Origin of the sequence: Streptomyces sp. NPDC014764 (assembly GCF_043082785.1) — a bacterium.
GTDB lineage: Bacteria > Actinomycetota > Actinomycetes > Streptomycetales > Streptomycetaceae > Streptomyces > Streptomyces althioticus.
In genome coordinates, this window is record NZ_JBIBXY010000003.1 from 302650 (window position 1) to 315974 (window position 13325).

Consider the following 13325-nt stretch of genomic DNA (forward strand, 5'->3'; position numbering starts at 1 on the left):
CTTCACAGCGCAAGGTGTGACGCGCAACACTCGCAGGCGCATGACCGTTGCACCGCCTTGGGCCTGAAAGACCCGTGGAAGTGAGGTCACGTCATGTCCGTGCACGATGAACTGGCGACCGTCCAGCGCTGTCTCGACGACCTGATGAGGTCGGTGGGGCGCCTGGAGAAACAGCTGGGCAGCGGCAGTCTGGAACTGCGCCGCGTCCGCTCCGACACCAACCACCTGCGCGAGAGCCTCGCGCTGCTCCGGGAGACAGCCGTCACCTCGGCGGGCCCGGCCAAGCGGCCCGATCTCGTGACGATCTCCGACACCCCCTACGACGTGTCGCTGTGGGTGGACACCGACGACGAGGGCCTCGGCGCCCGCGACCGCCGCGCCCCCTGACCCCCGCCCGACCGCCGCCCCGCCGACCTGGCGCCCCCGACCCCTACCGGAGTGGACGACGTGGCCACTGGTACGGAACCCCCTGCGACCGAACCCGAGCACCGCGGCGGCGTGAGATCCGGCACGCGCGCCGCGATCTCCGCCCCGCACCTGCGGACCGACCGCTGGTGGCTGGCCCCGGCCGCCACCGCGGCCGGGCTGCTCGCCTTCGTCGTCTACTCGACCTGGCGGGCGCTCGCCAACGCCGACTACTACGCGGCGCCGTACGTGTCGCCGTTCTACTCGCCGTGCCTGGCGGAGAACTGCGAGCCGATGCGCGGCGGCCCGAACTGGGAGCTGTTCGGCGGCTGGTGGGGCATCTCGCCGGCGGTCATCATCCTGATCTTCCCGCTCGGCTTCCGGCTGACCTGCTACTACTACCGCAAGGCCTACTACCGCAGCTTCTGGGCGTCGCCGCCGGCCTGCGCGGTCGCCGAGCCGCACAGGAAGTACAGCGGCGAGACCCGCTTCCCGCTGATCCTGCAGAACATCCACCGGTACTTCTTCTACGCGGCGCTGCTCGTCGCCTGCGTGCTGAGCTGGGACACCGTGCTCGCCTTCCGCGACGAGGACTACGCGTGGGGACACATGGGGCTCGGCACCCTGGTGTTCCTGGTGAACATCGTCCTGATCTGGGCGTACACCCTGTCCTGCCACTCCTGCCGGCACATCGTCGGCGGGAAGCTCAAGCACTTCTCGAAGCATCCGGTGCGCTACCGGATGTGGCAGTGGGTGGGCCGGCTGAACGCACGGCACATGCAGCTCGCCTGGGCGTCGCTGGTCAGCGTGGCGGTCGCCGACCTCTACGTCTATCTCGTCGCGTCCGGGGTCTTCGACGACCCGCGCTTCTTCTAGCTGGGGGCCTTCATCCATGTCCGTGGTCGACCGACAGGAGTGGGACGTCGTCGTGGTCGGGGCCGGCGGCGCCGGCCTGCGCGCCGCGATCGAGGCGCGCGAACGGGGCGCCCGCACGGCCGTGATCTGCAAGTCGCTGTTCGGCAAGGCGCACACCGTGATGGCGGAAGGCGGCATCGCGGCGGCGATGGGCAACGTCAACTCCGGCGACGACTGGCAGGTGCACTTCCGCGACACCATGCGCGGCGGGAAGTTCCTCAACCAGTGGCGGATGGCCGAGCTGCACGCCCAGGAGGCGCCCGCCCGGGTGTGGGAGCTGGAGACCTGGGGCGCGCTCTTCGACCGGACCGAGGACGGCCGGATCTCCCAGCGCAACTTCGGCGGCCACGAGTACCCGCGGCTGGCGCACGTCGGCGACCGCACCGGCCTGGAGCTGATCCGCACCCTGCAGCAGAAGATCGTCGCGCTGCAACAGGACGACTTCGCGGAGACCGGTGACTACGAGTCCCGGCTGAAGGTCTTCCAGGAGTGCACGGTCACCCGGGTGCTGAAGGACGGCGACCGGGTCGGCGGCGTCTTCGGTTACGAGCGGGAGTCCGGCCGCTTCTTCGTCCTGGAGGCCCCGGCCGTGGTGATCGCCACCGGCGGCATCGGGAAGTCCTTCAAGGTCACGTCGAACTCGTGGGAGTACACGGGCGACGGGCACGCGCTGGCGCTGCTCGCGGGGGCGCCGCTGCTGAACATGGAGTTCGTGCAGTTCCACCCCACCGGGATGGTCTGGCCGCCGTCGGTGAAGGGCATCCTCGTCACCGAGTCGGTGCGCGGCGACGGCGGGGTGCTGCGCAACTCCGAGGGCAAGCGGTTCATGTTCGACTACGTCCCGGACGTCTTCAAGGAGAAGTACGCGCAGTCCGAGGAGGAGGCGGACCGCTGGTACGACGACCCCGACCACAACCGCCGCCCGCCCGAGCTGCTCCCCCGCGACGAGGTCGCCCGCGCCATCAACGCCGAGGTCAAGGCGGGCCGCGGCTCCCCGCACGGCGGGGTGTTCCTGGACGTGTCCACGCGGATGCCGGCGGAGGTGATCAAGCGCCGGCTGCCGTCGATGTACCACCAGTTCAAGGAGCTGGCGGACGTCGACATCACGGCCGAGCCGATGGAGGTCGGCCCGACCTGCCACTACGTGATGGGCGGCATCGCCGTCGACTCCGACTCGGCGGCGGCGCGCGGGGTGCCGGGGCTGTTCGCGGCCGGTGAGGTCGCGGGCGGCATGCACGGCTCCAACCGGCTGGGCGGCAACTCGCTGTCCGACCTGCTGGTGTTCGGGCGCCGGGCGGGCCTGCACGCGGCGGACCACGCGCGCGCCCAGGCCGGGACGCGGCCCCGCGCGGACGAGGCCCAGGTGGACGCGGCGGCGGCGGAGGCGCTGCGCCCGTTCTCCGCCGAGGGCGACGAGCCCGCCGACGGCCCGCCGGAGAACCCGTACACGCTGCACCAGGAGCTCCAGCAGACGATGAACGACCTGGTCGGCATCATCCGCCGGGAGCACGAGATGCGGCAGGCCCTGGAGAAGCTCGCCGAGCTGCGGGGGCGGGCCCGGCGTGCGGGCGTCGAGGGCCACCGGCAGTTCAACCCGGGCTGGCACCTCGCGCTCGACCTGCGGAACATGCTGCTGGTCAGCGAGTGCGTGGCCCGGGCGGCGCTGGAGCGCACCGAGTCGCGCGGCGGCCACACCCGCGAGGACCACGCCGTAATGGACCGCGCCTGGCGCAACGTCAACCTGCTGTGCACGCTGACCGACCCCACGGGCGGTCTCGCCGCCACCGACGCGGTGCGCGGCCAGATCACCCTGACCCGCGAGACCACCGAACCAGTCCGCCCCGACCTGCTCGCCCTCTTCGAGAAGGACGAGCTGGTCAAGTACCTGGCCGAAGAGGAGCTCTACGAGTGAGCAGCTACGAGGCCCGCTTCGAGGTGTGGCGGGGGGACGTCGACGGAGGCGGCCTGGAGGACTTCCGCGTCGAGGTGAACGACGGCGAGGTGGTCCTCGACATCATCCACCGGCTCCAGGCCACCCAGGCTCCCGACCTGGCCGTGCGCTGGAACTGCAAGGCCGGCAAGTGCGGTTCCTGCTCGGCGGAGATCAACGGCCGCCCGCGGCTGCTGTGCATGACCCGCATGTCGGTGTTCGACCGCGAGGAGACGATCACCGTGACGCCGCTGCGGGCGTTCCCGGTGATCCGGGACCTGGTGACGGACGTCGGCTTCAACTACAGCAAGGCGCGGCAGGTCCCGGCGTTCGTGCCGCCGGCCGGGGTGGGTCCGGGCGAGTACCGGATGATGCAGGAGGACGTGGACCGCTCGCAGGAGTTCCGCAAGTGCATCGAGTGCTTCCTGTGCCAGGACACCTGCCACGTCGTCCGTGACCACGAGGAGAACAAGCCGGCGTTCGCCGGACCACGGTTCCTGATGCGGGTCGCCGAGCTGGACATGCATCCGCTGGACGCGGCCGAGGAGTCCGGCCTGGACCGCAAGCGCACGGCCCAGGACGAACACGGCCTCGGCTACTGCAACATCACCAAGTGCTGCACGGAGGTCTGCCCCGAGGGCATCAAGATCACGGACAACGCGCTGATCCCGCTGAAGGAGCGTGCGGTGGACCGCAAGTACGACCCGCTGGTCTGGCTGGGGAACAAGATCCGCCGCCGCTCGTGACCGGTCAGCGGACCCAGCCCTCCTCGAACTCCCTCCAGTTGGTCTCCGACGCCGCGAAGTCGATGTAGGGCGCCAGGCCGAAGAGCTCCCGGTCGGGGTCGGTGCGGGACAGACCGAGGCGGGCGCCCCGGACGGCGGCGGCGACGGTCTCGGCGTGACCCCAGTGGCTGGGGTTGCTCTCGTAGTAGAAGGGCAGCCCCATCAGCAGGTGCGTGGTGGGCGGGGTGACCTCCAGGGCGAGCGAGGTCTGCTGGGCCACGTATCCGCCGTAGGTGCTCTCGAAGAGGCGCGCGGTGTCGTACGACATCACGGCGATCTGGTCGACGCGCCGCGCCACCTGGCCGAAGAATTCCTGCGACCACCACTTGGGGTGGTCGGCGACGAGTCCCGCGACCGAGTGGAGGTGCGGCAGCGGGTCGATCTGGTGGGCGGCCACGGACAGCTGCGCGGCCCGGCCCTTGGTGAGTGTCCGCAGGTCGTCGAGCAGGTCGAGGTAGTGCTCGTCGCCGGAGTGCAGCGGCTCCAGGTCCATGTGGACGCCCTCGTAACCGGTGTCGAGGACCTGGCCGGCGCTGCGCACGACCTCGTCGCGGGTGGCGGCGTCGGCCAGCTCCAGCCCTTCGGGGCCGCCGTTGGCGAGGACGTCCCCGAGGAACGCCTGGACCCGGACGCCGGGCAGCTCACGGTGCACCGCGTCGATGAACCAGCGGGCGCGCGGATACACCGACCTGGGCAGGGTGCCGTCGTGCTCCAGCGGGCCGGTGTGGACGTACAGGTCCCGGACGCCGGTGTCCTCGAGACGGCCGGCGAGGGCGGTGACGTCGGCGTCCTTCTTGCGCCCGTCGACCCAGGCGTGGCCGAGCCACATGGCGTCCCGGTTGCGGGTGTAGGTGCCGTCGGCCGGGTCGCCCGTGTAGTTGACCCGCAGCGCCGTCTCGACGGCGACGAGCGGCACGATCAGCACCAGCGCGAGCACGAGGGCGGTGCGTCTGAGGCGGCGCACCCAGGGTCTGCGGCGCTTCCTGCCCGACTCGGGCTCGGAGTTGGGCTCGGGGTTGGGCGCGGGCTCGGGCTCGGGGTCAGGCGGGGACGCGGGCTCAGGCTCGGGCCGGGACGCGGGCTCGGGCGGGGACGCCGGGTCGGGCGTCGCCCGCGTGTCGTCCGTCGGCTCGTCCGTACCGTCCGTGCCGTCCCGCGTCTCCGTGTGGTCCATGCCGCCGTTCCCCTCGTCGTCGGATGTTGGGGGTGAGGACGAGGGGAAGGGGTGGTGCGGTTGCGTCCACGGCTTCATGATCACGAAGGGTCACGGCCGGGTCGACGGGGCGTCAGAACAGGCTGAGCAGCGCCTCCGCCGGGTCGGTGAGGCCGGTGTCGGCGCCCGGCAGCGGCAGTTCGAACCACACCGTCTTGCCCCGGGGCGTACGGCGTGAGCCCCAGGCGGCGCTCAGCAACCCGACGAGCTGGAGGCCGCGGCCGCCCTCGTCGGTGTCGCGGGCGCGCCGCCGGCGGGGCTGGACCAGCCCCGAGTCCCAGACCTCGCAGACCAGGGTGCGGTCCAGCAGCAGCCGGAGTCTGATCTCCCCCTCGCCGTACCGCAGGGCGTTGGTGACGAGCTCGCTGACCAGCAGCTCGGTCGTGTCGACCAGCGGCTCCATGTCCCAGGCGAGGAGCTGGGCGCGGGCGTACTCGCGGGCCCGGCCCACGCTGCGCGGCTCGCGCGGCAGGGTCCAGTCGCCCACGGAGTCCGCGGGCAGGCCCTGTACACGTGCCATCAGCAGCGCGATGTCGTCCTCGCCGTGATGGGTGTCGAGCGTGTTGAGGACGTGGTCGCAGACGTCCTCCAGCGGCGCGGAAGGGTCGGTGAGCGCGCCCACGAACGCCTGGAGGCCCTCGTCGAGGGGGTGGTCGCGGCTCTCGACCAGGCCGTCCGTGTAGAGCGCCAGCAGGGCGCCCTCGGGCAGTTCGACCTCCACCTCCTCGAAGGGCTCCCCGCCGACGCCGAGCGGCATGCCGGGCGGCACGTCGAGCATCAGCGCGTTCTCCCCCGGCTCGACCAGGACGGGCGGCAGGTGGCCCGCGTTGGCGAACGTGCAGCGGCGGGTGACGGAGTCGTAGACGGCGTAGACGCAGGTGGCCAGGTACACCTCGGAGAGGTCCGCCTCGCGGGGGCGGCGGGCGGCGCGGGTGGCCTGCTGAACGCCTCCGGTGAACGCCTGGGAGGGCCCGCCGGGAGCGCCCAGACCGCGGGCGATCTCGTCCAGCTGGCTGAGCACCTCCGCCGGTTCGAGGTCGAGCTGCGCCAGGGTCCGTACGGCGGTGCGCAGTTCGCCCATGGCGACGGCGGCGCGCAGACCGCGGCCCATGACGTCGCCGACGACAAGCGCCGTGCGATGGCCGGGCAGTTCGATGACGTCGAACCAGTCGCCGCCGACCTCGCCGGTACGGCCGCTCGCCGCGTTGCCGGGCAGGTAGCGACAGGCGATGTCGAGACCGGACGCCTCGGGGTCGCCGGGCGGGAGCAGGGAGCGTTGCAGTATCAGCGCGCGTTCGTGCTCGCGGCGGTAGAGGCGGGCGTTGTCGATGCAGACGGCGGCCCGGGCGGCCAGTTCCACGGCGAGGTCGCGGTCGCGGTCGCCGAACGGCTCGCTGCCCTTGGTGCGGGCGAACTGGGCAAGGCCCACCACGGTGTCGTGGGCGACCATCGGCACGGCGAGCGTGGACTGCACCAGGCCGCCGTCCTCGCCGGGCACGGACTGCGGGCGGGCGGTGCGCAGGGCGTCCGCGCAGGCCGAGTTGAACGGGTAGTGGTGGACGGCGCCCAGCTTCACCGCTTCTCCGGTGCCGCCGATGGGCCCGTCGGACACGGCGCTGGCGAAGGCGACGCGACGCACCTCGGCGCTGCCGTCGGCGAGGCCGGGCGGGGTCTCGTCGCCGGCCAGCAGCCCCTGGTAGAGGTCGACGGTGGCCAGGTCGCAGAAGCCGGGCACGACCACGTCGAGCAGTTCGCGCGCGGTGGTCTCCAGGTCGAGGGAGTTGCCGATGCGCGCACCGGCCTCGTTCAGCAGGGCGAGATTGCGCCGTGCGGCGGCGGCTTCACGGGCGGCGGCGCGGCGGGCGGTGATGTCGATGCCGAGCCAGGCGATGCCGATGGGGCGGCCGCTGCCGCTGTGCACGCGGTAGAGGTTGACGGACCAGTGGCGGCGCTCGTCGGAGCCGGGGACGAACCCGGTGACGTGCATGTCCGTGATGGAGTCGCCGGTCTCCAGCACCCTGCGCAGGGTCGCCGCGACCCGCTCGGCCTCACCGCGGGGCAGGTAGTCGTGGACGCCCTTGCCGCGGTGGTCGTCGGGCGTGCCGCCGAAGAGGGACGCGAACCGCTCGTTGGCGCGGCGGACCCGCAGGTCACGGTCGATCAGCACGAAGCCGAAGGGAGATTGGCCGAATATGGCCTGCGAGGCGGCCAGATCCGTCTCGATGCGGCGCAGGGTGCGGACGTCGACGACGATGCAGACGGCGGCCTTCTCGCCCGCCTCGGTCCGCGTCGGCATGACGTATACCTCGGCGATGCCCTCCCGGTCGCGGTCGTCGTCCGCCATGTGGGCGGGCAGCCGGAACGGCACCACGCCGGTCCACTCGCGGCCGTCGAGGATCTCGGCCATCTTGCGCTGGCCGCGCTCCCTGCGGACGGGTTCGAGGAACGCCTCGATGGGGTCGGCGCCGACGGCGTGCTCCGCGGGGATGCCGAAGATCTGCTCGGCGCGCAGACTCCACTGGTCGACCAGCCCGTCGGGGCCGATCGAGAAGGACGCGACCTTGATGTAGTCGTACATGGAGCCGGGCGGGGCGGTCTGCCACATGGCGTCACCGGACGGAGCATCGCCGGATAGGAGGCCGTCGGCGGCCTCGTCCCTCGGGCCGCCCGACGAGTCCTCGGACTCCGTGGCCTTCGCTGGTATCTCGCTCACGCGAACCGTCCCCTCCAGCTCACCGCGTCCGGCACCGGTCACCGGGGGCGGCTGCCCGCAGTATCCAGCACTACGGCGCCGCACAACACGGTGTTCACGATCACAGCACGGTCCCGATGCTTTTCGGTCCACGCCGTGAGAACACTTCCAGTCTTCTAACCAGCGGACACGCCGTCGAACCCCCCGGTTCGACAACCGTCATGGACGGTTACCGGTCACAGGGCGCGGCACGAGCCCGCGCACACCTGCGAACGGCCGTGCGGGACCTCACCGGGGGACCATGAGTTCACACCACACCGTCTTCCCGTGCGGCCCGGTCCTGTGCCCCCAGCGGCGGGAGGAGAAGGCCAGGAGCTGGAGTCCGCGCCCGCCCTCGTCGTCGGGCCGGGCGACGCGTTCGTGGGGCGGTTCGGGGACGGGGTCGGACACCTCGACGAGCAGCACCCCGGGCCGTCCGGCGGGCCGGGCCAGGCACACGCCGACCGGTCCGGTGGCGTGCCGCAGGGCGTTGGTGACGAGTTCACTGACCAGCAGTTCCGCGAGATCGGCGACGCCGTCCAGCTCCCACCGGCGGAGCTGTTCGCGCACGGCCCAGCGGGCTGCCCGCACCGCGTTCGGGTCCGCGGCGAAGGTCCACGTGGCCCGGTCGCCGTCGGTGTCGGTCACGCGGATCACCTCCCCCGCCAAGCGAGTCAGGCAGTCCGACCGTGTCCGGTTTCATGTGGTCAATAGCCACATACCCGATATCCCGGACGGAGTACCGCGCACAACGGCGCGAGGCGCGCACCGTGCGCGCGGGCGCCTGCCGACAGCGCGCTCACGGGTCGTCATCTCACGGCGGTGCGCCGTGAACGCGTCACACGCCGTCGTGTGCTGCGAGGTGGGTGAGGGTGTCCCGCACAGCGGGCACGTCGTGCTCGATCCAGTCGACGTCCCAGACACGGTCGGGCGTGAGCCATCGCAGCTCGTCGTGGTCCTGAAGGGGGCGCGGGGCGGGGGATCCCGCTCGCAGGCGGGCGGTCCACACCTGCATGACGTACGGCGTCCGCAGGGGCCACTGGCCCGGGACGCGCTCACCGGCGTCGGCGTCGACGCCGAGTTCCTCGCGCAGCTCGCGCACGACAGCGGCGTCCGGGGCCTCGCCCGGTTCGACCTTGCCGCCGGGGAGCTCCCAGAGCCCGGCCAGCTCGGCGGGCGCGCTCCTGCGGGCGGCGAGCAGCCGCCCCTCGTGCCACAGGGCGGCACCGACCACCACGATCCGCTCGCTCATACGGCGGAGCCTACGGGAGGCGGGCCGGCGCTCCGGGGCGGTTCAGGTGGTGGGCCGGCCGACGGTGGAGCCGTTCTGGCCGATGCGTTCGACCCAGTAGAGCTGCTTGTGGCCTCGGCCGTCGAGGCTGTCCGCGATCTTCTCCGCCTCGGCGCGTGTCGCGTAACGGCCCACCCGGTAGCGGTTGCCGTTGTCGTCCTGACGCACGACGAGCCAGGGAAGAGTCACCGTGCCGTCGCTCATCGCTCCCCTCCACTTGCCTTCCGCGGCCTGTGCCGCGCCCCGCCCGGTAAGGAAACCGCAGTCCGCATATGCCCGAGCCTACGCCTTACCTTCACTGAGCGAATACGCCTTTTCACAAACAGGCACGCAACCGGCCAGCACGGAGGGGGCGCACGGTGGCGGATGCGCCGCGCACCGGAGGCGACATGTCCGGTCAGCGCCGTATGACCCGCCTCGCCCGGCCCCTGGGCCGACCTGCCAGAACGGCCAAATCCCTTCGCCCGCCGCCCCGGCGCGGGCCGAGCCCACGCCGGGGCGCAGTCAGGACGCGGGGCGCGAAGGGGAGCGCGAGGGGGTCATGGGGCGGTTGAGGAAGTGCGGCGCCCACGGCGGGCGGCGCGCGGGCAGGCGAGGACACGGGCGGACGAGCAGCAAGGCAGGGAGTGAGGACGTGAGGGAGTACGTCCGGGAGGCTTCCTACTTCACCGGCAGGTGATACGCCGCCCGGTAGCGGTCCGCCGGGATCACCACGTCCGCCGTCTCGACCGGGCGGCCGGACGCGAAGTACGTGCGCTGGATGACCAGGACGACGTGGCCCGGGACGCCGCCCAGCAGCACCAGCTCCTCCGCGAGGCCGGGGCGGGCCCCGACCTCCTCCGTCACGTTGTCCACGACGACGTCGATCGCGCGCATGCGCTCGACCACGCCCATGCCGCCCAGCGGGCCCTCCTCGGGCAGCATCACCGGCGTGCGCCCCGTGAGGGAGAGGGGCTCCCACGACGTGGAGAGCATCATCGGCTCGCCGGCCTCCCGGAACAGGTACTTCGTGCGCATCACGCGGTCCCCCGTGTCGACGCCCAGCCGCTGGGCGATCGACGCGCTCGCGTCCGTCTGCTCGCTGCTGGACTCCCAGGTGCCGCGCACGCCGATGTCGGCCTGTTCCTGCCGGAACGGCGTCGCCCCCCGCTCCGGGCGGAACCCGGACCGGGCGACCCGCCGCGGCACGGGCCGCTCCCGCACGTACGTCCCCGACCCCGAGCGGCCCTCGACCAGCCCTTCGGCCATCAGCACCTTGCGCGCTTCGAGCGCGACCGTGTCCGAGACGCCGTACTCCTCGCGGATGCGGGCCTGCGAGGGGAGCCGGGTGTGGGGCGGCAGCTGACCGTCGACGATCTTCTTGCGGAGATCACCCGCGACGCGCAGGTACGCCGGCTGCTCACCGAATGTCACTGGCCGCTCCCATCAGGTTGTACAGACAGCAACAGAGTGGCAACCCTGGGTTGTCCGAAGCAAGCAAAGGCCAGAGAATCACTCGATGTGATGACCTTTGCCGCGGGAGGGCTTTACGCAGGCACTTTCTCCCCACTATGGAGGCGCTCACACCTCCATCTCACCGGCTTCCGGCTCCCGCTCCGCCTCCTCGTCGTAAGCGGGCGGTGAAGTAGCCAACCCCAGAACTTGGCGCACGGTGATCGACAGGGAGGGGTCGGTGGCCTCCCAGGCCTCCTCCTCACGGATCCAGTACGCGTCCGGGTCGGCCGTGCCCGCCGCGCGTCCCCAGGCGACCCGCGCCTCGACCAGGTCGGCGACCAGCTCGTCCACCGGCTTCCGCGCCTGCGCCGGCCATGTGTGCGCGCGCAGCAGCCGCACCTGCTCGGTGACCGCCTCCTCGACCTGTCCGGCCCACTCCCGGTCGTCGCTGACGTCGTCGTCGAAGTAGCCGGACGCGGGCACCTCGTCCAGCGCGACGTTGAGCACCTCGGCCGCCTCCAGGTAGGCCAGCTGATGGGCGTCGAGGGTGCTCGCGTCGCTGCGCAGCGACCCGCTGAAGCGGGTGCCGTCCTCGCGGCCGAGCACGCAGGCGACGGAGCGGTCGCCGAAACGCCAGCTCTGCTCGGACGGGGCGAAGTAGTACACGCCGATCTCCTCCGGCAGTGACCAGCCGTCCATGACGTAGGCGCTTCGCCGCTCGTAGCAGCGGTCCTCGCTCAGCTCGACGAGGCTGTCGTCGCCGGGGAAGTCGGTCCCGGGGACGGCGACGAGGGCGAAGACCTCGCCGTCGTGCTCGTCGGCGCAGGGCACCTTGAGGGCCTTGACGGTCCAGCCCTCCAGTCCGCCGGGCGAGGTGAAGCAGTCACCCTTGCGCAGGGACAGGACGCTGTCCGAGCGCGCGCCCTCCCGGAAGCCTTCCCAGAACGCCGCCGCGCCGCCGGTGACGAGCGCAGCCGTCCACAGCGCCAGCCCGAGCGAGGACAGCGTGACGCCGGCGACCGCCATGCCCTTCCCGCGCTCGCCCCGCCGTTTGATCTGGAGCAGCGCGATCACCCCGAGCACCAGCCCGACGCCGGGCAGGAAGCACAGCACTCCGAAGACCAGGGCGGCGATGGCGACACCGTTGACGGCGGCGGGCGGCCGGGGCCCGTACGGGTCGTGGGGGAAGTACGGCCCGGGACCGGGCGGGCCCTGGTGGGGGAAGTACGGCGGCTGGGCGCCGCCTTCGAACTGCGGCCCGGCGGGCGGAGGTATCGACACGACGCGCATCGTAAGCGGACGGTGACGGGCCCCGCCCCCGGGGATGCCTCCCGGGGGCGGGGCGCCGGTCCGCCGGACCGGCCGGAGCCGGCACCGCGGCGGACGTGCTCAGCCCACGTACAGCAGGCGGTTCGGCGAACCGCTGCCCGGGCTGGTGACCACGCCGGTGGTGGCGGACGAGGTCAGCGCGGACGAGACCTGCGCCGGGGAGGCCGACGGGTTGCCGGCCAGGTACAGCGCGGCGGCGCCTGCCACGTGCGGGCTGGCCATCGAGGTGCCGGAGATGGTGTTGGTGGCCGAGTCGCTCGTGCGCCAGGTGGAGGTGATGGAGGAACCGGGCGCGAACAGGTCCACCACCGAGCCGTAGTTGGAGTAGCTGGCACGGGCGTCCGAGGACGTGGTCGCGCCGACCGTGATCGCCTCGCTCACCCGGGCCGGGGACTTGGTCGAGGCGTTGGTCGACTCGTTGCCCGCCGCGACGACGAAGGTGACGCCGGCGGCGATGGCGTTGCGGACGGCTGCGTCGAGCGTGCTGTCCGCACCGCCGCCGAGCGACATGTTGGCGACGGCCGGCTTGACCGCGTTGCGCGCCACCCAGTCGATGCCGGCGACGACCTGCGCGGTGGTGCCGGAGCCGGAGTTGTTCAGGACGCGGACGCCGACGATCCTCGCCTTCTTGGCGACGCCGTACGCGCTGCCCGCGACGGTGCCGGCGACGTGGGTGCCGTGGCCGTTGCCGTCCTGGGCGACGTTGTCGCGGTCGACGGCGTCGTAGCCGTTGGAGGCCCGGCCGCCGAAGTCGTTGTGGCTGATACGGACGCCCGTGTCGATGATGTACGCCGTCACGCCCTGCCCGGCCGAGTCCGGGTAGGTGTAGGCGCGGTTGACGGGGCGGTTGCGCTGGTCGATGCGGTCCAGGCCCCAGGAGGGCGGGTTGGACTGGGTCGCGGAGATGGTGAAGGTGCGGTTCTGCACCACCGAGGCGACGGCCGGGTCGGCGGCGAGGCGCTTGGCCTCGGCCTCGGAGGCCTCGATCTCGTAGCCGTTGAGCGCCTTGGAGTAGGTGCGCTCGACGGCGGCGCCGTACTTCTCGGCCAGGGCACGGCCCTTGGCGGTGGTCGAGCGGGCGGCGTCGGCCTTCAGGGTGACGATGTAGCTGTCGGCGACGGCGTTCGCGGCGCCCGCGTACTGGATGCGGCCTTCGGGTGCGGCCGGGGCGGCCCCCGCGGGGAGTGCGGAGACCAGGCCCGCGACGAGCGCCGCGGAGGCCGCGGCGCCGAGGACGGCCAGTCTTCGCCGGGGGTGACGCATCACTGCCATGGAGGGTTCCTCCTCAATCG

General features: G+C 72.2%; 11 protein-coding genes and 1 pseudogene. 4 read left to right on the plus strand and 8 right to left on the minus strand.

Annotated features, from left to right (window positions below; translation table 11 throughout):
* The first annotated feature begins 93 nt into the window (after positions 1-93).
* Genes ACF1AG_RS10135 through ACF1AG_RS10150 form a run of 4 tightly spaced genes read left to right on the plus strand, consistent with a single transcriptional unit; the run spans position 94 to position 3996 of the window.
* Positions 94-387, plus strand: coding sequence for a hypothetical protein (locus ACF1AG_RS10135; protein WP_048455819.1), 294 nt, complete (start codon positions 94-96; stop codon positions 385-387).
* Positions 388-447: 60 nt separating this feature from the next.
* On the plus strand, positions 448-1281 hold the full coding sequence (locus tag ACF1AG_RS10140) for a hypothetical protein (RefSeq protein WP_391809588.1): 834 nt from the start codon (positions 448-450) through the stop codon (positions 1279-1281).
* Positions 1282-1297: 16 nt separating this feature from the next.
* Positions 1298-3232 (plus strand): fumarate reductase/succinate dehydrogenase flavoprotein subunit, encoded by a 1935-nt coding sequence (locus ACF1AG_RS10145; protein ID WP_387794919.1) that lies wholly within the window; start codon positions 1298-1300, stop codon positions 3230-3232.
* On the plus strand, positions 3229-3996 hold the full coding sequence (locus ACF1AG_RS10150; protein WP_359604585.1) for a succinate dehydrogenase/fumarate reductase iron-sulfur subunit: 768 nt from the start codon (positions 3229-3231) through the stop codon (positions 3994-3996). The genes ACF1AG_RS10145 and ACF1AG_RS10150 overlap by 4 nt, the downstream gene beginning before the upstream one ends.
* A 4-nt stretch (positions 3997-4000) precedes the next feature.
* Here the strand turns inward: ACF1AG_RS10150 and ACF1AG_RS10155 are convergent, their stop codons facing one another.
* From ACF1AG_RS10155 to ACF1AG_RS10190, 8 genes and pseudogenes are all read right to left on the minus strand, one after another.
* Positions 4001-5209, minus strand: coding sequence for a hypothetical protein (locus ACF1AG_RS10155; RefSeq protein WP_391809589.1), 1209 nt, complete (start codon positions 5207-5209; stop codon positions 4001-4003).
* 112 nt (positions 5210-5321) lie between these two features.
* Positions 5322-7961, minus strand: coding sequence for a SpoIIE family protein phosphatase (locus ACF1AG_RS10160; protein WP_359604589.1), 2640 nt, complete (start codon positions 7959-7961; stop codon positions 5322-5324).
* 267 nt (positions 7962-8228) lie between these two features.
* The gene (locus ACF1AG_RS10165; RefSeq protein WP_391809682.1) at positions 8229-8657 is read right to left on the minus strand and encodes an ATP-binding protein; all 429 of its coding nucleotides are present in this window, start codon (positions 8655-8657) and stop codon (positions 8229-8231) included.
* 160 nt (positions 8658-8817) lie between these two features.
* Entirely contained in the window at positions 8818-9231 is a 414-nt protein-coding gene (locus tag ACF1AG_RS10170; protein ID WP_391809590.1) for a (deoxy)nucleoside triphosphate pyrophosphohydrolase, read from the minus strand.
* A 42-nt stretch (positions 9232-9273) separates the two neighbouring features.
* Positions 9274-9474 carry an SPOR domain-containing protein gene (locus tag ACF1AG_RS10175; protein ID WP_359604593.1) on the minus strand — a complete coding sequence of 67 codons (201 nt, stop codon included), beginning with the start codon at positions 9472-9474 and terminating at the stop codon, positions 9274-9276.
* 456 nt (positions 9475-9930) lie between these two features.
* On the minus strand, positions 9931-10683 hold the full coding sequence (locus ACF1AG_RS10180) for a GntR family transcriptional regulator (RefSeq protein ID WP_359604595.1): 753 nt from the start codon (positions 10681-10683) through the stop codon (positions 9931-9933).
* A 147-nt stretch (positions 10684-10830) separates the two neighbouring features.
* Positions 10831-11994, minus strand: coding sequence for a DUF4190 domain-containing protein (locus ACF1AG_RS10185; protein ID WP_359604597.1), 1164 nt, complete (start codon positions 11992-11994; stop codon positions 10831-10833).
* Between the two features lie 102 nt (positions 11995-12096).
* Positions 12097-13305 (minus strand): annotated as a pseudogene (locus tag ACF1AG_RS10190) (S8 family peptidase); the annotation flags it as partial.
* Between the last annotated feature and the right edge of the window lie 20 nt (positions 13306-13325).

Bases quoted from the DNA above. Each gene is read 5' to 3' on its own strand.
- ACF1AG_RS10135 (WP_048455819.1), top strand. From the start codon at position 94: ATGTCCGTGCACGATGAACTGGCGACCGTCCAGCGCTGTCTCGACGAC.
- ACF1AG_RS10145 (WP_387794919.1), top strand. From the start codon at position 1,298: ATGTCCGTGGTCGACCGACAGGAGTGGGACGTCGTCGTGGTCGGGGCC.
- ACF1AG_RS10155 (WP_391809589.1), bottom strand. From the start codon at position 5,209: ATGGACCACACGGAGACGCGGGACGGCACGGACGGTACGGACGAGCCG.
- ACF1AG_RS10170 (WP_391809590.1), bottom strand. From the start codon at position 9,231: ATGAGCGAGCGGATCGTGGTGGTCGGTGCCGCCCTGTGGCACGAGGGG.
- ACF1AG_RS10175 (WP_359604593.1), bottom strand. From the start codon at position 9,474: ATGAGCGACGGCACGGTGACTCTTCCCTGGCTCGTCGTGCGTCAGGAC.
- ACF1AG_RS10185 (WP_359604597.1), bottom strand. From the start codon at position 11,994: ATGCGCGTCGTGTCGATACCTCCGCCCGCCGGGCCGCAGTTCGAAGGC.